The sequence below is a fragment of the Salinimicrobium sp. CAU 1759 genome (assembly GCF_054482715.1).
In genome coordinates this window covers 2,207,984-2,227,145 of the sequence record NZ_JBTLRK010000001.1, presented here as the reverse complement: position 1 = coordinate 2,227,145, position 19,162 = coordinate 2,207,984, and the positions used below count along the sequence as shown (strand labels likewise).

General features: G+C 41.0%; 22 protein-coding genes. 9 read left to right on the top strand and 13 right to left on the bottom strand.

Features of this window, described 5'->3' with window-relative positions:
- Positions 1-7 precede the first annotated feature (7 nt).
- A complete protein-coding gene (gene msrA / locus ACXYMT_RS10025; RefSeq protein ID WP_459058938.1) occupies positions 8-559 on the top strand; it encodes a peptide-methionine (S)-S-oxide reductase MsrA in 552 nt (183 codons plus the stop codon).
- Positions 560-605: 46 nt separating this feature from the next.
- Positions 606-914, top strand: coding sequence for a hypothetical protein (locus ACXYMT_RS10020; protein WP_459058937.1), 309 nt, complete (start codon positions 606-608; stop codon positions 912-914).
- Between the two features lie 66 nt (positions 915-980).
- Here ACXYMT_RS10020 and ACXYMT_RS10015 read toward each other — a convergent pair whose 3' ends face one another.
- From ACXYMT_RS10015 to ACXYMT_RS09980, 8 genes are all read right to left on the bottom strand, one after another.
- Positions 981-3,257, bottom strand: coding sequence for a TonB-dependent receptor (locus ACXYMT_RS10015; protein ID WP_459058936.1), 2,277 nt, complete (start codon positions 3,255-3,257; stop codon positions 981-983).
- A 46-nt stretch (positions 3,258-3,303) separates the two neighbouring features.
- Positions 3,304-3,621, bottom strand: a complete 318-nt coding sequence (locus tag ACXYMT_RS10010; RefSeq protein ID WP_459058935.1) for a hypothetical protein — start codon at positions 3,619-3,621, stop codon at positions 3,304-3,306.
- Between the two features lie 2 nt (positions 3,622-3,623).
- Positions 3,624-3,941, bottom strand: a complete 318-nt coding sequence (locus tag ACXYMT_RS10005; protein ID WP_459058934.1) for a DUF6787 family protein — start codon at positions 3,939-3,941, stop codon at positions 3,624-3,626.
- Between the two features lie 63 nt (positions 3,942-4,004).
- Positions 4,005-4,430 (bottom strand): DUF6146 family protein, encoded by a 426-nt coding sequence (locus ACXYMT_RS10000; protein WP_459058933.1) that lies wholly within the window; start codon positions 4,428-4,430, stop codon positions 4,005-4,007.
- A gap of 3 nt (positions 4,431-4,433) precedes the next feature.
- The gene (locus ACXYMT_RS09995; RefSeq protein ID WP_459058932.1) at positions 4,434-5,051 is read right to left on the bottom strand and encodes a DUF937 domain-containing protein; all 618 of its coding nucleotides are present in this window, start codon (positions 5,049-5,051) and stop codon (positions 4,434-4,436) included.
- A gap of 118 nt (positions 5,052-5,169) precedes the next feature.
- Positions 5,170-6,120 (bottom strand): D-2-hydroxyacid dehydrogenase, encoded by a 951-nt coding sequence (locus ACXYMT_RS09990; RefSeq protein WP_459058931.1) that lies wholly within the window; start codon positions 6,118-6,120, stop codon positions 5,170-5,172.
- 15 nt (positions 6,121-6,135) lie between these two features.
- Entirely contained in the window at positions 6,136-7,200 is a 1,065-nt protein-coding gene (serC, locus tag ACXYMT_RS09985) for a 3-phosphoserine/phosphohydroxythreonine transaminase (RefSeq protein WP_459058930.1), read from the bottom strand.
- A gap of 99 nt (positions 7,201-7,299) precedes the next feature.
- The gene (locus ACXYMT_RS09980; RefSeq protein WP_459058929.1) at positions 7,300-8,379 is read right to left on the bottom strand and encodes an acyl-CoA reductase; all 1,080 of its coding nucleotides are present in this window, start codon (positions 8,377-8,379) and stop codon (positions 7,300-7,302) included.
- A gap of 63 nt (positions 8,380-8,442) precedes the next feature.
- Here ACXYMT_RS09980 and ACXYMT_RS09975 point away from each other — a divergent pair, with 63 nt between their 5' ends.
- The gene (locus ACXYMT_RS09975) at positions 8,443-8,793 is read left to right on the top strand and encodes a 4Fe-4S dicluster domain-containing protein (protein ID WP_459058928.1); all 351 of its coding nucleotides are present in this window, start codon (positions 8,443-8,445) and stop codon (positions 8,791-8,793) included.
- Between the two features lie 81 nt (positions 8,794-8,874).
- Here the strand turns inward: ACXYMT_RS09975 and ACXYMT_RS09970 are convergent, their stop codons facing one another.
- The gene (locus tag ACXYMT_RS09970) at positions 8,875-9,303 is read right to left on the bottom strand and encodes an FKBP-type peptidyl-prolyl cis-trans isomerase (protein WP_459058927.1); all 429 of its coding nucleotides are present in this window, start codon (positions 9,301-9,303) and stop codon (positions 8,875-8,877) included.
- A gap of 287 nt (positions 9,304-9,590) precedes the next feature.
- Here ACXYMT_RS09970 and ACXYMT_RS09965 point away from each other — a divergent pair, with 287 nt between their 5' ends.
- From ACXYMT_RS09965 to ACXYMT_RS09955, 3 genes are all read left to right on the top strand, one after another.
- Entirely contained in the window at positions 9,591-10,040 is a 450-nt protein-coding gene (locus ACXYMT_RS09965) for a 3D domain-containing protein (protein WP_459058926.1), read from the top strand.
- Between the two features lie 10 nt (positions 10,041-10,050).
- On the top strand, positions 10,051-10,818 hold the full coding sequence (locus ACXYMT_RS09960; protein WP_459058925.1) for a phosphatase PAP2 family protein: 768 nt from the start codon (positions 10,051-10,053) through the stop codon (positions 10,816-10,818).
- 71 nt (positions 10,819-10,889) lie between these two features.
- Positions 10,890-11,522: a CPBP family glutamic-type intramembrane protease gene (locus tag ACXYMT_RS09955; RefSeq protein ID WP_459058924.1), complete on the top strand. Its 633-nt coding sequence runs from the start codon at positions 10,890-10,892 to the stop codon at positions 11,520-11,522.
- A 12-nt stretch (positions 11,523-11,534) separates the two neighbouring features.
- Here the strand turns inward: ACXYMT_RS09955 and ACXYMT_RS09950 are convergent, their stop codons facing one another.
- A complete protein-coding gene (locus tag ACXYMT_RS09950; RefSeq protein WP_459058923.1) occupies positions 11,535-11,669 on the bottom strand; it encodes a hypothetical protein in 135 nt (44 codons plus the stop codon).
- Between the two features lie 126 nt (positions 11,670-11,795).
- Between ACXYMT_RS09950 and ACXYMT_RS09945 the strand changes: the two genes are divergently transcribed.
- Entirely contained in the window at positions 11,796-12,626 is an 831-nt protein-coding gene (locus ACXYMT_RS09945; protein WP_459058922.1) for an SMP-30/gluconolactonase/LRE family protein, read from the top strand.
- Here the strand turns inward: ACXYMT_RS09945 and ACXYMT_RS09940 are convergent, their stop codons facing one another.
- A complete protein-coding gene (locus ACXYMT_RS09940; protein WP_459058921.1) occupies positions 12,627-13,274 on the bottom strand; it encodes a hypothetical protein in 648 nt (215 codons plus the stop codon). It lies immediately after the preceding gene.
- 98 nt (positions 13,275-13,372) lie between these two features.
- Here ACXYMT_RS09940 and ACXYMT_RS09935 point away from each other — a divergent pair, with 98 nt between their 5' ends.
- On the top strand, positions 13,373-14,701 hold the full coding sequence (locus ACXYMT_RS09935; protein WP_459058920.1) for an aspartate kinase: 1,329 nt from the start codon (positions 13,373-13,375) through the stop codon (positions 14,699-14,701).
- 51 nt (positions 14,702-14,752) lie between these two features.
- Here the strand turns inward: ACXYMT_RS09935 and ACXYMT_RS09930 are convergent, their stop codons facing one another.
- The gene (locus ACXYMT_RS09930; RefSeq protein WP_459058919.1) at positions 14,753-15,988 is read right to left on the bottom strand and encodes a glycosyltransferase family 4 protein; all 1,236 of its coding nucleotides are present in this window, start codon (positions 15,986-15,988) and stop codon (positions 14,753-14,755) included.
- 75 nt (positions 15,989-16,063) lie between these two features.
- Here ACXYMT_RS09930 and ACXYMT_RS09925 point away from each other — a divergent pair, with 75 nt between their 5' ends.
- Positions 16,064-16,576 carry a GreA/GreB family elongation factor gene (locus tag ACXYMT_RS09925; RefSeq protein WP_459058918.1) on the top strand — a complete coding sequence of 171 codons (513 nt, stop codon included), beginning with the start codon at positions 16,064-16,066 and terminating at the stop codon, positions 16,574-16,576.
- Here the strand turns inward: ACXYMT_RS09925 and ACXYMT_RS09920 are convergent.
- Positions 16,567-19,152: a hypothetical protein gene (locus ACXYMT_RS09920; protein WP_459058917.1), complete on the bottom strand. Its 2,586-nt coding sequence runs from the start codon at positions 19,150-19,152 to the stop codon at positions 16,567-16,569. The genes ACXYMT_RS09925 and ACXYMT_RS09920 overlap by 10 nt on opposite strands.
- Positions 19,153-19,162: the final 10 nt, after the last annotated feature.

Sequence of the window (19,162 nt, the reverse complement as noted above, 5' to 3'; positions counted from 1 at the left end):
AGAAAACATGGAAGAACAACAATTGGAAAAGGCAACGCTGGCAGGGGGATGTTTTTGGTGTACCGAAGCAGTATTTCAACGGGTAGAAGGTGTAAAAAATGTGACTTCAGGCTTTACAGGTGGTAATATAAAGACTCCGCCGTACCGCGAGGTGGTCACCGGAAGAACAGGCCATGCCGAAGCTATCGAGATAGAATTTGATCCAGATATTGTCACTTTTGAGGATTTACTCTACATGTTTTTTGCTACTCATGATCCCACCACTCTAAACAGACAACAAAATGACGTGGGTACTCATTACCGGAGTGCGATCTTTTATCATTCTGAAGAACAAAAAGACACGGCAGAAAAAGTGATCAAGAAACTCGAGGAGGAGAAGACCTTTAGAGATCCTATAGTAACGGAAGTTTCCCCTGCCGGAGAATTCTATGTAGCTGAACAGGAACATCACGATTACTACAATCAAAATCGCAATCAACCGTACTGTAGAGTGATCATTGATCCTAAGGTCCAGAAGTTAAAACACACCTTCTCAAAAAAGGTCAAAAGTGAGGCTTGAAAAAATGGCACTTTTCTTGCTTTAATAGAGGAAAAAAGCAAAAAACATGAATTCAGATAAAAAGAAATTATTGATCAAAGGACTGGTTTATGATGCCATAGGTATGGCTAGTGGAGCAGTTCCATTAGTTGGCGGATTCCTGGATTTATTATGGGCTCCTTATGCCGCTAAAAAAATGAGTGCCATGTATCCTGGTAAAAAGGGAAAACTGGCCTCTGTAATAGTATTTTTGGAAGAGATCCTTCCTTTTAGTGATATAATTCCAACCTTTACCTTAATGTGGCTTTACACTTATGTTTGGCAAAAAGGAGAGGATTTTGGACAACTGCGTCCTATTCCGGTTAGAGCAAAATAAACGAGTTTCTATAAAAAGAGAAAGCCGGTCAAAAAGTTGACCGGCTTTTTTTGTGCTGAAAAATTTCTAAAATTTCACTCCCACTCCCAAAGAGATATTTCTTCCCATGTTTGGAATACCTTCAGGTTTTAACCTTGATAGATGGGAAATGTAGGTTCTATCGAGAAGATTTGTTCCTGTAAGTCTAAAGTTTAGCTCCATAGAATCTAAAACCATAGAAGTTCCCACTCCTGCGTTTAGAAGAGAATAACCGGCTGTTTCTGTTTCAAAAAGTCCGGCCCTATCCTGATCAAATACAGTCTTAAGACTTAGGCTCGCATAACCATTGCTGAATCTGTTTCCGTCAGGTAATTCTACCCAGATTGTGTTGAGAATAGCCTGGGCAGGAATAAGAGGGAGGTAATTTCCATTATCCTGTTCCCCGATCACCAATTCGTAATTACTTTCAATGTGCAACCAATCCAGGGGATGAGGGTGAATATGTAATCCTATTTCCCCTCCATACAGTTTTGCATCATTCTGCAGGTACTCAAAAACAGGATTTTCATCCATGGTTTCTCCGGTTGGGTTTAGGAAAATATAGTTATTGATAGCGTTATAAAAGGCATTTGTAGAGAGCTCAAAATGCTCATTCCTATATTCCAGTGCGAGGTCCAGCTGGTAATTCTGTTCATTCTCCAGATCTGCATTTCCAATCTCAAACCTGTTGGTGCCGTGGTGACTTCCGTAAGAAGTTAGTTCAGCAAGAGTAGGAGCTCTGAATCCGGTGGCGAGATTAAGCCTGGTTGTAAAGTGGGGGGTAAGATCAACTTTTACTCCCAAAGCACCGTTATAACTGTTGAAATCCCGCTCAAGAGCAGGAACTTCAGTTTCGGTGTCATGATTTTCATAACTATCTGCAGAAATTCGCCTGAAGTCGTACCTAAGACCTGCCTGGTAATCTATTTTCTCAAGGTGATAATGTGTCGTGGCTAAAACACCGGCATCTGTGGTGGTAGCATCGGGAATTAAGATCTCTTCGGCCAAATTTGTGTTGGTCTGGAACATTCCCTGTAGACCAATAATGGTCTCAAATTTCCCATGGGCAGGAAAATTATATTTCACATCATAATTGAAGGTTTCTAGATGCATTTCTAATGCAGGTTCTCCTTCAAGATGCATATCCTCTTCTTCATGCTCCCCCTCATGTTCTTCTTCCTCATGGTGCTCTTCTTCTTCATGGTGCTCTTCAAATTCTTTCCGGTTATTAAAGAGATAACCAAACTTAAGATCCAGACTGGAGTCATTGAAGTAAAATGAATTTTCGAGACTCAGGATATGATTATCCACCTGCTGATAAGGTTCCATTTTACTTTTAGATGTTGTTTGTGTTTCAAATCCTTCCGGAATTCCAACAAAACTGCTGTTCAAATTATACCTTAGATCTCCCTTATATTTATCGGTGCGATACCCCAGGCCACCTTTAAGATCATATTCGGTAAAACGGGTATTGGTCACTCTTTGGTCTTTGCCGGTCTCATAGTCACTAAAGGTCCCGAAATTTCCCCGCAGTAAATAACTGAAGTTCTCTCCTGAAGATTTTACTCCGGCATTAGCCTCAAAACCTTCAGTGTTGGAATAGTAGGTGGTTTCTGCATCTACAATAGTTGAATCTGCCGGGGCATACCGCTCCGGATTTAGATATAGAACACCACCTAAAGCATCGCTTCCGTATAGAAGAGAAGCGGGTCCTTTAATTACCTCTACGCTCTCGATCCCCGAGCTGCTAAGTCCAAGTCCGTGTTCATCACCAAATTGCTGATTCTCATATCTTACCCCTTGAGCATATACAAGAACCCGATTGGAACTGAGACCACGAATAACCGGCTTTCCAATTCCTGCACCTGTGGTTATGGTCTCTACACCGGCTATTTGGCTTATTCCCTCGGTAAGTCTGTTACCCCCGGTTCGTTCCAGGTTTTCCATGGTTACACGCTCCACTTTCATCACATTTTCACTCTGAAGTTGGTGAAAAGGTGTGGATACGATCACTTCTTCCATTTCGATTGCTGTAGGGGAGAGTTCTACCTGAATATCTCCGTCTTCGGGAATTTCACCCTTGACTGTTTTGGTTCCGTAGCCAAGTGATGAAATGATCAGGGTGTAAGAACCTTCGGAAAGGTTTTGAAAAAGAAATTCACCCGAGAGGTCTGTAATTGCAGCACGTTCGGGTTTTTGAAGCTGTACGGTAGCTCCAATTAAAGGTTGTTTTGTGTCTGCGTCTATTACCTTGCCATTAATAGAATATTGGCTAAAGGCATTAGTGACCACTAATAATAGTAGTCCAAAAATGATATTTTTCATGGATATTTTTTAATACGTATTAACTAAAAAGATGTTCTTCAAAAGGTCACACCGAAGCAGGGGGTGCCCTTAAAGAAAAGTGCAGTTTTTGGAACGTATTTAAAAAATCATATTCTCCTGGTACCGGAAGGAGCTTTACTTCGGGCTCAATGAGTGACCAGGATTGTAGAGGTGGAAATGAAAACGGATTTTGCTGAATGTGGAGAATATCACAGTCTACTGTTTTTTGGTGAAAGTGAGATTCCGCATAATGGTTACAGGTATAGTGCTGGTGCCCGGAAAAAACGTGTGCAAGATCTACTGCCGATGGGAAGAGGATCAATCCTGAAAACAGGAGCAGAAACATTTTTTGCCAAAGCTTCATGCCTACTTAAGGATTTTAGCAAATCCCATACGGGATAACATATTCTTCTCAAACTGCCAGAAAAACCTAAACTGTCCAAAGATCCAGCCGTATCCCACCAGTAGTACCTGGTAGACCGGAAAGACCATAAGAAGACGTAAAGCATGATAGCTAACTCCTCCCCAAAGATCTGAAGAAAAGCTCATACGGGTAAGGCCAATGAATTCCAGAACCGGCTTGGCTACAAAAAGTGATGAGGAACCGGTAAGTCCAAAGACTATGAAAATAATTAAAATTTGCCAGTTGGAAGAAATACCCCAGCGTTGCTTCAATTTGTTCATGGCGCAAATATAAAAAAGAAAATCAACAATTTTTGAAGTTCCGGGTTATTGTATTTAATTGAATTACAAGCGTGTAGGAACCGAGAAGCGCTGGTTGTACTTGCGGGAGAGGTAGACAAAATAATTATAAAGCTTGTAATTGACGTCATAACCATAATCTATGTTAGGGTCATAGTTTATTTCCATTTCATAAATGTTGGGATTATAGACCTGAGGCTGTCGTACCCTGTTATTATAATCATTAACTAAGAACCTGTTTTTGTTCTCAAGGTAATTCAGCGAATAGTAGCCTTCGGGACGTGCGATAGCATTGAGGAAATATGAAAAACCAGGATCAATGATAATGATCTCATATTCAAGACTATCGTTTGCAATGCGAACAGTGTCGTTTTCAACCATACCTTCACCTGGCTGCATATCCCGATTTCGGGTAGAGGAGCAGCTGTAAATGAATAAGCCCAGGAGCAGTATATAAATAAGATTTTTCATGATCTAACCTTTAAAGAAATCACCCAATCCTTTGGGTTTGTCCTTACCTTTACCACCAAAGATCTTGCCAGTAACATCCCCTGCAATTTTCCCTCCCTTGTCCGAGTCCATGAAAGTTTCGAGCATGGATTGGTCGTGGGAAGAATTTGTTCCGAGAACAGAACCCACAAGATCTGAGATTCCGCCACCGCTGTCTATATTCTCTTTTCTCTTTTGTTTCCCAAGAAGGCCCATAATTACCGGAGCAGCCATTTGAAGCAGCTTATTTACTTTTGAAGCATCCATTCCTATAGCTGCACCCACTGCGGAAGCTATTTTGGACTGACTGCCACCAAGAACATGACCCAGGATTCCTGACCCTTCACCCATAAGACCTGAAAGGCCGCCAACCCCGATATTATCCAGAACAGAGCCGTCGTGTTTTTCCTTACCCAGTTCTTTTTTCAGCTTTTCTGCGCCTTCTGGACTATCGGATTTTTTTTTCATAGCACCAAGGATCATTGGCAAAGCCATTCCCAAAGCAGATTTTACCTTATCGGGTGATTCATTCACCTCGTCACTTGATTTCTGAATGAATTCTTTTCCTTTTGCGGTGTCTAAAAAGTCTAAAATTGAAGCCATCTTTTTCTTTTTAATTTACAAAAAAAGATGCTGTCTGGTAGGAGAGAGGTATGTTTTAACCAAAAAAAATGCTTCCTTTAACAGAAGCATTTTCAAAAATGTCATTTTTTTAGAGGTGTTATTTAAGAACTTTGATGATCTCATCTGCCAGTTCGTATCCTATCCTTTCCTGGGCCTCATTTGTAGCAGCTCCAATATGGGGACTAAGAGAAACCTTTCCATTCATAAGTACTTTAATGGCCGGTGAGGGTTCGTGTTCAAAGGTGTCCAGACCTGCAAAGGCAACTTTTCCGCTGTCCAGGGCTTCTACCAGGGCAACCTCATCAATGACTCCGCCACGGGCCGCATTGATAATTCCCACCCCATCTTTCATCTGATTAAATTCTTCTCTGCCAAGAACAGGTTCTTTTTGGGATGGGACATGAAGGCTTATAAAATCTGAATGTCTTATCAGATCTTCAACAGGTTCAGTCTTTATGGGTATTTTTATTTCCTGATGGTTGTAGAATTCAAGTGTGATTTCGGCTTCACCTTCAGTTCTGTCACTGGCAATTACTTTCATGCCGATCCCCAGGGCTATTTTCGCTACCTCCCGACCAATTCGCCCAAAGCCGATGATCCCCAAAGTCTTGCCTCGCAATTCCCGACCGCCTGCATAATTTTTCTTCAATTCTTTGAAACGAGAATCACCTTCGAGCGGCATGAGTCGGTTAGCATCATGCAAATATCTTACCCCACCATAAAGGTGTGCAAAGACAAGTTCGGCTACTGAAGCCGAAGAAGCAGCCGGAGTATTAAAAACATGTATTCCCTTACTGCGGGCATACTCTACATCAATGTTATCCATGCCAACTCCCGCACGACCAATGATCTTGAGATTGGGACAGGCGTTGATAAGATCTTTACGAACCTTTGTGGCACTGCGTACTATAAGACCGCTAATATTATTCTCGTTTAAAAAATTGGTTAATTGTTCCTGGGCTACTTTAGTAGTTATAACTTCAAATCCGGCTTCCTCCAGTTGTTTTTTTCCACCAGAAGCAATTCCGTCGTTTGCTAATATTTTCATTCTTTGAATTATTGTTTAGGCTTTTCTTTCCAGTTCGCTCATCACATCGACCAGTACTTGTACACTTTCCAAAGGAAGAGCATTATACATGGATGCGCGATATCCTCCAACGCTACGGTGACCATTAAGGCCGTTAATTCCGGCTTCCTTCCACATAGTGTCAAAGGTTTCCTTTAGATCGTCATTGATCAAATTAAAGGTAGCATTCATGTTAGATCTGTCTGCCTGGTCTGCATACCCTTCAAAAAGCGGATTAATATCGATCTCTGAATAAAGTAAATTTGCTTTCTTCTCATTCTGTTCCTCTACGCCTGCAATTCCGCCGTTATTTTTCAGCCATCTTAGCGTAAGCATAGAAACATAAACGGCATAGACTGCCGGGGTGTTGAACATACTGGCTTTATTGAGATGTACACGATAATCCATCATGGATGGCACTGAGCGCTCTACTTTCCCAAGAATATCTTCTTTTACCACCACAAGGGTAGTGCCTGCAGGTCCCATGTTCTTTTGTGCACCGGCATAGATCAAATCAAACTTTGAGAAGTCGATCTGCCTTGAAAAAATATCACTACTCATATCACACACGATCGGCTTCGGAGTATTCGGAAACTCCTTTATCTGGGTTCCGTAAATGGTATTATTACTGGTGCAATGGAAATAATCAACATCTGAAGGAATGAAGTAGCCTTTTGGTATGTACTTAAAATCTCTATCGGCCGAGGAGGCAACTTCTGCAACCTCTCCAAAGAACTTCGCTTCCTTAATCGCTTTGGTACTCCAGGTACCTGTATTGAGATAAGCAGCTTTGGTCTTTAAAAGATTGTATGGCGTCATGAGAAATTGCAAACTAGCTCCTCCCTGAAGAAAAAGTGCTTTATATCCTTTTCCTTCCAACCCCATAAGCTCCAGGGCGAGGCTTCGGGCCTCTTCCATTACATCTACAAAGTCTTTACTGCGGTGGGAAATTTCCAGAATGGATAATCCGGAATTATTAAAATCTAATATTGCCTGTGATGCCTCCTCGAAAACTTCCTGGGGAAGAATACAAGGTCCGGCACTATAATTATGTTTTTTCATACTTGTTTTTTAACAGTTACAAATATGAGAAAATCATAGGCAAATTCTTGTTACTAAAATGATAATTTAGGAGATTTTGCAGGTTGAAAGTTAGAATTTTCAAACTTTTTGGGTTAAAAAAGCAAGTGTGTCAATATTATCTGCATAATCCCATAAATGAGGATGCTGGGTTTCACCAAAGGCTACTTCATTTTCATTTAAATTTTTCCCTACTACACACTGAATTTCTTCTTTTCTGCTATCAAGTTCCTTTTTCAGGGCCTCGAGATCTTCATAATGTTCATAGAAAAGAGTAGCAATGGGAGAACTAAGGGATCTGTCTTCTTTGAGGATCAGGAATCCATTTTCCAGAAGTTGGAACTGGCTCATAAGATAGACAGCTTTGTTGTAGTCGTAGTTGTTAGCGTATTTTGCCTGATTTATAATAGGATTCCACCCGTATATAGCCTCAAAAAAGGCATTAAAATCATAATTTTTTGGAACATATAGCTTAGATACATTTCGACAACCCAAACCATAATATCTGAAGATATCTTCAGCCAGGGCAGAGAGTTCTTCAGGAGTTTCTTTTCCGGTAAGTACAGCTACAGAATTTCGGTTTTTCCTGATTATTGATGGTTTATCGGCAAAATAATATTCAAAATATCTTGCCGTGTTATTACTTCCAGTAGCAATAACAGCATCATAATTTGTCATTTTTGAAGCCCCGTCTGCAGAGTCGGGCAGGATCTCGATTTTCTCTTTCCATTCCGGAGCAATGGCTTTAAGGTAATCGGAAATTACGGGCAGGAGTAGCTTATCGTTGGAAGATTGCTTTACCAGAACTTTGTGACCACTGACCAAAACTGAAATGAAATCATGAAAACCTACTAACGGAATATTCCCGGCCATAATGATTCCCACCGTCTTGGATTCCACCTGCTCAAAATTGTAATTGGAAAGCCATTTTTGGAGGTTCGCTGTTGTAAGAGCATTACTCCATTGCTCAAGAGAGAAAAGCACATTTTCAAGGGTGAACCAGCCGTTGTAGTGTATAGCCTGTTCTATCTTATCTTTTAAAATATCAAAAAAAGGATCATTGTGCGGCAGGTTATTATCTTTTTCAATCCCCGATCTTTTGAACTGATTCAAAAACCGGCCAAGGCTTTCTAATTTTTCTCTGCGCTGCTCGATTGTCATCTCCTTATTTGTTTTAGAACTGTTTTGGCTTTAAATTTGTGCAAATTTAGAATAAAAAAAGCTATGGCAATTATAATAACCGACGAATGCATTAACTGTGGCGCCTGTGAACCTGAATGCCCGAATACGGCTATTTATGAGGGTGCAGACGACTGGAGATATGCAGACGGTACAGATCTTAGTGGAGATGTGGTACTTCCTAATGGAAAAGCTGCAAATGCAACCGAGCCACGGGAACCGCTTAGCGATGAGATCTACTATATAGTACCCGATAAATGTACAGAGTGTGTTGGGTTTCACGATGAACCACAATGTGCTGCGGTTTGTCCTGTGGATTGCTGTGTCCCTGATCCTGCCAATGAAGAAACTCAGGATCAACTTATGGCCAAACAAAAGTTCATGCACCACGATTAATATACAAGCAAATTGAAATTGAAATAAAAAAGAAAAGACCTGCAAGCTGCAGGTCTTTTCTTTTTTATAAGATAAGATCAATTACTTGATCTCTACCACTTCAAGATCAAAGATTAGATCTTTTCCTGCCAATGGGTGATTCCCATCCACAACAATAGAGTCCTCTTTTACTTCTTTTACCACAAGATTCATCTCACGACCGTCGGGGCTTTTTGAAACCAGTCCCATTCCCGGCTCCGGCTTGATCTCATCAGGTAATTGGCTTTTATCTACTTCCTGAACCAATTCTTCTCTTGGAGCTCCGTAAGCTTCTTCGGAAGGAATTTCAATAGTTTTCTTCTCATTCACTTTCATGTCGAGTAAACCTTTCTCAAATCCGGGGATAAGTTGTCCCTGGCCCATAGTAAACTCAATTGGTTCTCTTTCCAAAGAACTGTCAAAGATTTGTCCATCGGTTAGTTTACCGGTGTAGTGTACTCTTACAGTGTCATTTTGTTTAACCTGACTCATAATAAATGTTTGTTTATCAATTAAAATATTCGGGAAATGGAAATCAAACAGAAAATAAAAAGGAAGGACCTTAACAGAACTGAGAAACATCTCATTTCGAAAGCTGCAAAGATACCATTTATAAGACGGACAGCCAAAGAATGAACACTTTAGTCTGAAAAAGACAAAAAATTGTGCAGCAGCTGAAAATAATCAGCAAAAATATCAGTTTACTTGCATAGTTTTATTTTCTCTTAAAGGAGGGTTAAGAAAGCGTTCATTTATTGTTTAATGCTCTATTTTTTACTATGTTGGTTATCATGTTCTCTGTAAAAGCGATTTTAAAGTTATTGGTATTACCGTTGATCTTTGTTGGAGCTTTCGAAAGCTGTAAGGAAATGGAGATGGAAAAATACAACTTTGAGGATTGGCAAAAGATCACAGTAACTGCCTCTGCATATAATTCGCTAAAGCGCCAGGGAGAAGGAAACCCGGTAATTACAGCATGGGGAGACACCCTTCATTCGGGAGTGCAGTCAATTGCAGTTTCGAGGGACCTTATAAAGAGAGGACTGGATTATAAAACTCCGGTAAAGATCGAAGGGTTTGATGGAGTTTTTATTGTAAATGATAAAATGCACCCTAGATGGAGAAACAAAATCGATATCTATATGGGTGAGGATAAACAAAAAGCCCTCAAATGGGGGAGAAGAAAAGTAGAAATTGCCTTCCCTGCAGAGGAGGAGCCGGGAGGATAAAATAACTTAAATGGTACAGATCACGAAGAAGTACATCAATGAATTCGTTGAATTTTTCAAGCGACACGTATCCAGGAGCCACCCCGATTTTCCTTATTACCTGTTAATTTTCTTTGCTCTTGTTGTATTCGTTCTTGGAACCAACCTCTTTGTAGAATTGACAGAAGAAGTACAGGGAGAGAGTATCGATGCCTTTGATAATCGGGTGACAGATTATGTTACCTCCTTTAGAACACCGGCACTTAATAACTTCTTCCAGTTTGTCACAGATCTTGGTGATGTTTATGCCTATATAGTAGCTACTACTTTAGCCGCCGTTTTTTTCTTCTTCAAGCTGAGAAATAAAAAATTCATCCTGCAGTTACTTGGGGTGCTTATATTATCTGCATTGGCCAATATGGCTCTTAAAGAAGCTTTTGACAGGGCGCGTCCTACCATTGAACATATGGTAGTGGTTAAATCCCTGAGTTATCCCAGTGGCCACGCAATGAGTGCAATGGCATTTTACGGTTTTCTCATTTATCTGGTATTCCACATTAAAATGAATAAATGGCTTCGCATTTTCCTAACGTTGCTCTTTTCTTCCCTCATCTTCTTTATAGGCTTAAGCCGAATATATTTGGGTGTACACTTTCCTTCAGATGTATTGGGAGGATTTACAGCAGGCCTTATTTGGATCGCTTTCTGTGTAGTTCTGTTCAATATAATCGACCTTTTGCGCCAAAGAAAAATGAGGTACAATGAAATGGAAGAGGAGGAGAACCTCGAAACCGACTGACAAAATCTTATTTTTTTGTTAGAGCCAAACAGCTTCTAGACCAGATTTAATATCTTTCTGTAAATACCAAAATGAGCCCTAAGATCGTCTATAATTCTACAACCTACATGGTTGTGGAATTCGTGTTATTCTATGTCTTCTTTCCGTTTATAGCCAACAAGTTTCTCGATGGATGGTACAAGATCATTCCATTAGCGCTTATTGCCATCTTCTTTTTGTTTTTGCTTTTAAGGGATCCAACCTTCGACAGGCGGGTGCTAACCCGTTTTGATAAGGATTACCTGGGGAAGAGTATAGCCAGGATGATCATCATCACTCTCTTACTGGTCTGGTTTACCTGGTGGATATTTCCCGAGTTGTTCTTTTTATATCCTGTGGAAAATTTTAAAGGCTATGTCATAACCTTTTTTCTCTATCCCGTCGCATCCGTATTTCCGCAGGAAATCATTTACCGGGTATATTATTTCCATAGGTATCACCGCGTAATTCCCGAAAAGTACCTTTTAATGCTAAGCAATGCTTTTATCTTTGGATTGACCCATTTTATTTACGGAAATTGGGTAGCCCCAATCGCAACCTTCTTTGCAGGCTGGATCTTTCTATACAACTATTATAAAACGCAAAGTCTTCTTAACGTGAGCCTGGAACACTATCTCTATGGGCTGATAATGTTCACAATAGGCTTTGGATATTTCTTTCAGTAAAAGTAAAAGATCTTAGATCCCCAGGTTTGACAGAATCCACCACAGGATAATAAATATGATGATGGTGCCAAAACAACCACATCCCGTCTTACCTCCAAGTTTTTTAGCTCCCCAACCAGCCAGAATAGCTCTTATGATCTTTCTCATAGCAATCTTTGTTTATATAAAAGTAGGGGGAACCAGCTTCCAGTGTTCTTAGTTTAGGATATGTTTAAACAAATTCTATAAACCTTTATTAAAATGACATTTTTGAGTAACTTGAAAACAAAAACAATGAAACGACTGACCTTACTAATAATTTTATGCGGAATTACAGTGACAGGACAGGAACAACCTTTAGCTCCCGAAGTAAAAATTACCGGCTTTAGTCACCCGGAATCTGTGATTTACGATGATGGGAGTGAATATTTTTATGTCTCCAATATGGCAGATAGAACAGAGGGCGATGGTTTTATCTCCAGGATCTCGAGGAAATGGAAAAAGCAGGAGCATCATTGGGTAAAAGGGCTAAATGACCCTAAAGGATTAGTTGTAAAAGATGATCGTCTTTATGTCACCGATGTCACCGTTCTGGTCGAGATCGATCTTGAGACTGGGGAAATTCTGCGTCGTATTCCTGTTGAGGGTGCTAAATCACTCAATGATCCGGTTATGAATGAAAAAGGCGAGATTTATTTTTCAGATCTTGCCGGGAATAGCATATACAAATTAAATGAGGGTGGGGAAGTGGTTACCTGGTTAAACAGTCCTGATCTGGAGAAACCTAACGGGTTGTTTGTAACACCAGATCACCTTCTTGTCGCCGCCTGGGGTGAGGAGCAAAATGGCAATATTCTCAAGATTGACCGCTCTACAAAAGAGATCAGCAAGATCTCCCGGAAAGGAATTGGAAATATGGATGGGATCCAACCAAAAGCTAGTGAGGAATACTTTGTTTCTGATTGGGCTACAGGAAATATCTATTCAATAGATATGAAAGGGAATCTCACAAAAGTCCTTACTTCTGCAAAAAGTTCTGGAGATATTCTCTATCTCGAGGATGAGAAAAAACTTTACCTCCCAATGAACCACCAGAATGAACTGTGGATCTATAGTTTAAAGTGATCAGGTCGACTTGATCTCGTTCATTAACTGGAAAGCCTGGTTGACATATTCTTTTTCCAAAAAGAGGGTGAAGTAATTGGAAGTAGAAATGATCTCATAGACAGGAATGCCTTCGTAAGCCAGCAGCTTAAAAATGTAGAAATAGAGACCAACGGTTTTAGTGTTCTTTTCTGGCAGGGCTATAGTGATGGATGAGAGTTCTTCAGAAATACTTACCAATTGTTCTTCTTTAAAGATCTTCTCAATTACAGGCTGCAAACTTGTAGAAACAAGAAAATTGCTTTGCTGGAAATTACTGGAATAGTTTAAAAAGATCCCGGTTTGATCTTTGATGGCATTGAGTAGTTCAGCCTTTCGGGCAATGATCCTTTGGCTGTTGAGATAGGTGTACTCAGTAATCCCCGACCGCACGATCATATCTCCCAATTCCCTGAAATTCTTCGCAGTAAACTTACTCCTTTTAGGATGATACCTGCGCAGGGCCATAATGATTGATCCCTGTTTTACCGGTTTGCGCATCTCTTTTTCCACCTGCGGCTGTAAGTCGGCAGCCAGGGAACTAAAGTTTATAATATTGCGGGCAAGAGCATCGTCCAGAAACGGTTGATGCTTGATTATATCGTGAACACAGGTACTGATGGTCTTCATTGTTAAATAATATACAATTTGTGCAAAGGTATGAAAAAGAAGTCATTTTTTTTATTCCCTGATTGTCAGCTCGTAATTATGCAACCTGAATCTGTAGTATGAAAGTTTTAAAATTCGGAGGTACCTCTGTTGGTTCTGCGGAAAGCATTCGCAATGTAAGGAAGATCATTCTCGAGCAGAAAGGTCGCAAGATAGTGGTGGTTTCGGCTATGTCGGGTGTTACAAATAAACTGGTAGAAGTTTTTGAAGCTCAAAAAGCCGGAAGCGCTGAAGTTGTCAATGGACTTATGCTGGAGTTAAAATTAAAGCACTTGCAGCTCATTGAGGAGTTAATTGAAGCTGAAAATAATAAAAGAGCAACCGAAAATTCATTTTTGGAGCTGTATATCCAGTTGGAGGAAATACTTCAGATCAAACCTGTTTCTGAAGCTGCTGTAGTGACTTTTGGAGAAAGCTTTCTAAGCCTGATCTTTTCTAATTTTCTGGAAGAACAAGGTGTGTCCAACACACTTTTGGATACCAAAGATTTTATGCACATCTCTAATGTTGAAAATCCGGAAATACATACTGTTAAGAAACTGTTGCAGGCAACTTTACAGAGAGAAGTAACTTCGGAAGTTTATGTTACCCAAGGCTTTATAAGAATTGATCGAAATAAGAACATATGCACTCTTAAGCGCGGAGGCAGTGATTATACTGCAACAATCGTAGGAGCTGCTGTTAATGCTAAAGAAGTGCAGATATGGACCGACATCGATGGTTTTCACAATAACGATCCGCGGTTCGTGGAGCATACTTCAGCACTAACTCATCTAACTTTTGAAGAAGCGGCCGAGCTCGCTTATTTTGGGGCTAAAATCCTGCATCCACAAACTGTATCGCCGGTCAAGGACAGGAACATTCCTATTTATCTTAAGAATACCTTTACACCCAATGCATTGGGAACCTGTATCTCCAATGCACACCACAGCACGGGATTAAAAGCTATTTCGGCAAAAGACGGAATAACTGCCATCAAGATCAAATCAAACCGAATGCTCATGGCGCACGGTTTCCTGAAAAAGATCTTCGAAGTTTTCGACAAGCATGAGACTTCCATTGACATGATCACCACCAGTGAGATCGCCATTTCCCTGACAATAGATGATGCCCAAAATCTTGACAAGATTCTTTACGAGTTGGATGAATACGGCGAGATCACTGTAGATACAGATCATAGCATTATTTGCGTGGTAGGGGAAGGGGTGATTAATGACCGGGAAACTTTTAGGTTATTCGAATTGCTTAATGACCTGCCGGTAAGGATGATCTCTTACGGGGGAAGCAGTAATAATATTTCCCTGCTGGTGGACACCAAAAATAAAGTTCAGGCACTGCAATTACTACATCAAAAACTTTTTGAAGAGAAGATATTGAACGAAACCTAGTTGCTCAGCTTTGAGTTGTTAGTTTATTTGTTTGGATTGAAATCGCCCGTTTTACGGGCGATTTCTACTTTTAGCCTCAATATATTTAGATAAGAATTTGGTGCTTTGCAGACTATGATGCTGCAGCATTAGTCCCGTAAAATTCTGGAGTCTGTGCTCCTGTAGATCCTTACCCAACTTTTGCAACACACTCCGAAATCTGTCCCGATGCTCAGAAAGTGAAAATTCCTGTTCCAGTATCCTAAAGCCGTTTTTTACCGATTCCTGCCAGAGTTCCTGGTTGTAATATAGTTCAACTGCAGCATCGGCAAATTCCTTTGGTGAGTCTTTTATGAGGCCGTTCCACGGATAATCCCCGGGCATTCCCTCGGCACCCAGGGTGGTAGTCACTGTGGGTGTTGCTACCTGCATAGCATCTGTGAATTTTCCTTTTAAACCTGCTCCGAAGTTCAACGGAGCAAGAAGGACTCTTGCCTTGCCTATCTCTTCTTTTGCAGATTCGGCTCTGCCGTGGACAAGAAAACCTTCTTTCTCATGGTGCATCTGAATTATTTCCTGCGGAACATAAGCTCCAAAAACGTGCATTTTAGCCTCCGGTATTTTGGTTTTAATCAGAGGCCAGATCTCCTTCTTCAGGCGGATAACAGCATCTTTATTCGGAGCATGAAGAAAATTACCAATGCTGATGAAATCTTTTCTCTCTTCGAAATTCATATGTTCTTTTTCCACTTTTTGGGAGATCATGAAGGGTAGATAAAACAGAATTTCCTTCGGAACTTTGAAAGTCTTCTTCAGCATTTTCATTTCTGTTCTTGAAATGATCAGGCTCAAATCACAGCGATAAATACTGGCTATTTCTCTCTTTGCTGTATCTGAAAACAGCAGGGTAGGACTTAGCTTAGTTTTCTTTTTATATGCTTCCTGTCTTGCCTTGCGTAGAAAGTGGAGATCTTCGGTATCCAGGATTCTCAAAGCTTCCGGGCAAATTTCAGCCACCCGCCACCCGAATTGCTCCTCCATCATAAACCTGTCAAAAATGACAATTTCAGGATTAATTTTTTTCAGGACATGGTCGAAGCTCTCATTGTTGAGTTCGATCTTTTCCATAGCAATCCCGCGGGAAGGGAGATCTACCATGAATTCAGTTTTGGCTGCTGTGGTGGCAAAAGTGATGGAAAAACCTTCAGCCAGAAAGAATTCCAGGAGCTGCATCATTCTGGCACCGGCAGCCGAGGATTTAGGTTCGGGCCACACGTAGCCAATGACCAGAAGTTTCTTTTGAGACATGTGTCAAAAATAGGAGTATTTACTGCAATTTTTGAAAAGTGCGGCAAAAATGGGATCTTTAGTAAAAATAAGACTATGAGTCGCGGATTTGTAAAGGAAGAAGATCAGGAAGAAGCACCGTTCATTCCGCCACGAGCCTCCTTACCGGCAGGAGTGACAAATTATGTGACGCCTGTAGGTCACCAACAGCTTTTGGAAGAGAGGGAAGAACTGGAGAAGGAGCGACGGGAGCTGAATATTGAAAGCGATAAGGAGCGGAGGCACGCTACAGCCATTCTTGACGGCAAACTCAATTTGCTCAATGAGAGAATCGCATCAGCTCGAGTTTTACAGCCGGAAGACCAACCTCAAGATGTTGTAAGGTTTGGAGCCAGAGTGAGCTTTAAATTTTTGGCCGGAACACTAAGAAAGAAGGAGCAAACCTTTAAAATCGTGGGAGTAGACGAGGCCAATATTAAGGCTCAAAAAATAGCATTTTTGGCACCTCTTGCAAGAGCCCTCACCGGGAAAAAATTGGGAGAAACAGCTACAGTACAAATGGGAGGGAAGCTTCAGGAGTTGAAAATAACTCAAATCTCTTACTCCTGAGCCTTCGGTTTTAAAGTGAATTCGAGAGTATCTACAATATCTCCATACTGGTCTACTTCAATTTCAAATTCTGTGCGCCCCGGAGTAGCCAGATAATTGAGATTCTCAAGTTGTTCCGGATCAATTTCAGCTGTGTATCTACCTGGAGCCAAACCGAGATAACTGAAATAACCATCGGCTTCACTCAAAATTTCGGCTGCTTTTTCCCCTTTTTGATCAATAATATTGATGATGATCCTTCCTTGTCCACGAGTGGAGTTTCCGTCGTTGAAGTAGACCATTCCGCCCACTTCTCCCAGTACTTCTACAGGGACAAGAACTTCTTTAAAATGGTTGGGCTGTGTTTTCACCAATATTTTAGGATTGGTAATTTTCCATGCGATATTGTCCAGACTTATAGGATCCAATTCAAGCAGGAGATCGATATACGGCTGTAGTTCTGTAATTCTCAGAATAGTTCCATCTTCGTTATATGTCACATTACCGCTTCTATTCTTGAGCTTTAGACCCCGAACCCCGGGCTCCATTGGATCTTTAATTCCGTTGTAATTGAGGTCCAAAAACGGAATGACCGTAAGAGCAGCACGGGACATGGCAGTACGGTTACTGGCAATGACATAGCCTGTATTGTCATCGAGCATCAAACTTCCTCTTGCCGACTGAACAAAGGAGGAGTTTCTATTCCCAAGCCTTGATGTTGCCGAGGTCTGCGCAAAATTAAATGCATAGCGGAGTCCGATCTCGAATATATGCGCATCTCTCAGGAAGTTGTTTTCATAGGAAAGGTTGGCAAATCCCTGTTTAAAAACCGGTCTCTCAAATTCCAGGATCAGGTTGTTGAACCTGTTCCTGCTAAAATCATACTGAACCTGTGGAGAAAATAGAAACTTGCGGGGAAGTCTATAGGTTTGAGAAAAGGAACTGTAGATCGTGGGTTCTGCCATTCGATCATTGTAGAGGCCGTAAGTCGTGAAGTTTGTGCTTATACCAAATACAGCACCGGACAGCAGAAGCTGCGCCGTGGTAAACTCGGTAGTCGGCATGATAATCTGATTGATACTAAAGCGGCTAAAAATCGAAAAATTGTTAGTCCTTATAGGAGTTGATAAGCTAATTTTTCGCTCTTCAAGGTAATTTAAGTTGATAGCGGTCTGCTCCTCGTCATATTTTATATAATTAAGGTCCACCTGTAATTGACGCGGAGATCGATAGCTCAACAAAGCCTCAGCTTTTACTCCAAACATATACTCTCCCGAGAATAAAAGATTTGAAGCCAATCTCATTGAGGAGTGGAGGAAAGGCATAACTTCTCCACTTTGGACCTCAGAAAGATATTCTACACCTCCTCCAAGAGTAATGGAGTTATTGAGTCCGTAGTTTAAATTCAACCGGCTAAAGCGGTTCCATTCTTCATTCTCAACCACACCTGCACTAAGGGTGTATTCAAATTCATTTTTAGGAACAAAGTTGTAAGGGATGTTTATCACTCTATCTTCGACCCGCTCTTCCCCCCAGGGGCCGTAAAAGCGAAGACTTACTGCAGTGTTGCCATACATTAATGGAACTTCAAAACTGTAAAATCCTGAAGCATCTGCCTGAGTAAATGCTACCAGTACATTGTTTACATAAAGTTCGACGGTCCATCGGGGTTGGGTGTAGTCGTTCAGGAGGTAACTTCCAAAGGACCTACGGTTTTGAAGTGGACTGTTGGTGATTTGTACCCCACTAACCGGTGCAAACAGGGAAGAGGTGGCCCTGGTAAAAATTCTACCCGCCGTAACCTGCTTTAGAAAATCATTATCGTTGTTGACATATCGCCATTGATAGAACTGGTTGCGGGAGGTGAAGGGAACACGGCTGGAATAATTGAGCAATAGGTTTGTTTCTCCACCAAGGAACATTGTTCCAAAGCCAAGCATAAGGCGATTGTCATTTTCAAAATCGGTTTGCTGAGTAGTTACCACGCCCCAATCCAAAGTCCCCGGTTTGAAAAAGGGTCGTCGTTCAGGAAGGACGGTATCCGGAACTACTACACCTTTTACCCGGTCAAGATTCTCCCTCATTTTTTGGAGGCGCATTTCCTTTATCACGGGCAGTTCCCTGTCTGTTTCCAGTTTGATGCTCAGGCTTCTGAATGAGAAATCGGTATCGAGTCCAAAGATCTTTCCGAAGTGATCTGATCTTAAGTACCTGCCGGAAGGGGGGCTTAAAATGTCATTTTTGGAGAGGTTATATATTTGTTCTCTAAATTGAATAGCAGGAGTATCCCAGTAAATAGTATAGGTGGAATCGGGGTGAATAATAAATCCTTTCATTTGATCACCTTCAGCCTCATGTTTGATCTTAAGCAGGTCGAAAATGGAGGTGACAGATAGATAAGCATCCTCACCTTTTATGGCTACAGGAACTTCAAACGTTCCCAGCCGCGGTATATTCAGTTCTACATTTAGCTCATCATATTCGGGAAATTCTTCCTGTGCTATTCCTATTGTGTTCAGGAATAATATACATAGCAGAATGATTCTGTGTTGATTCCTTTTTAAAGAATGGAAGAGCAGGGAGAAATTTTGAGGCATTAATCTACCT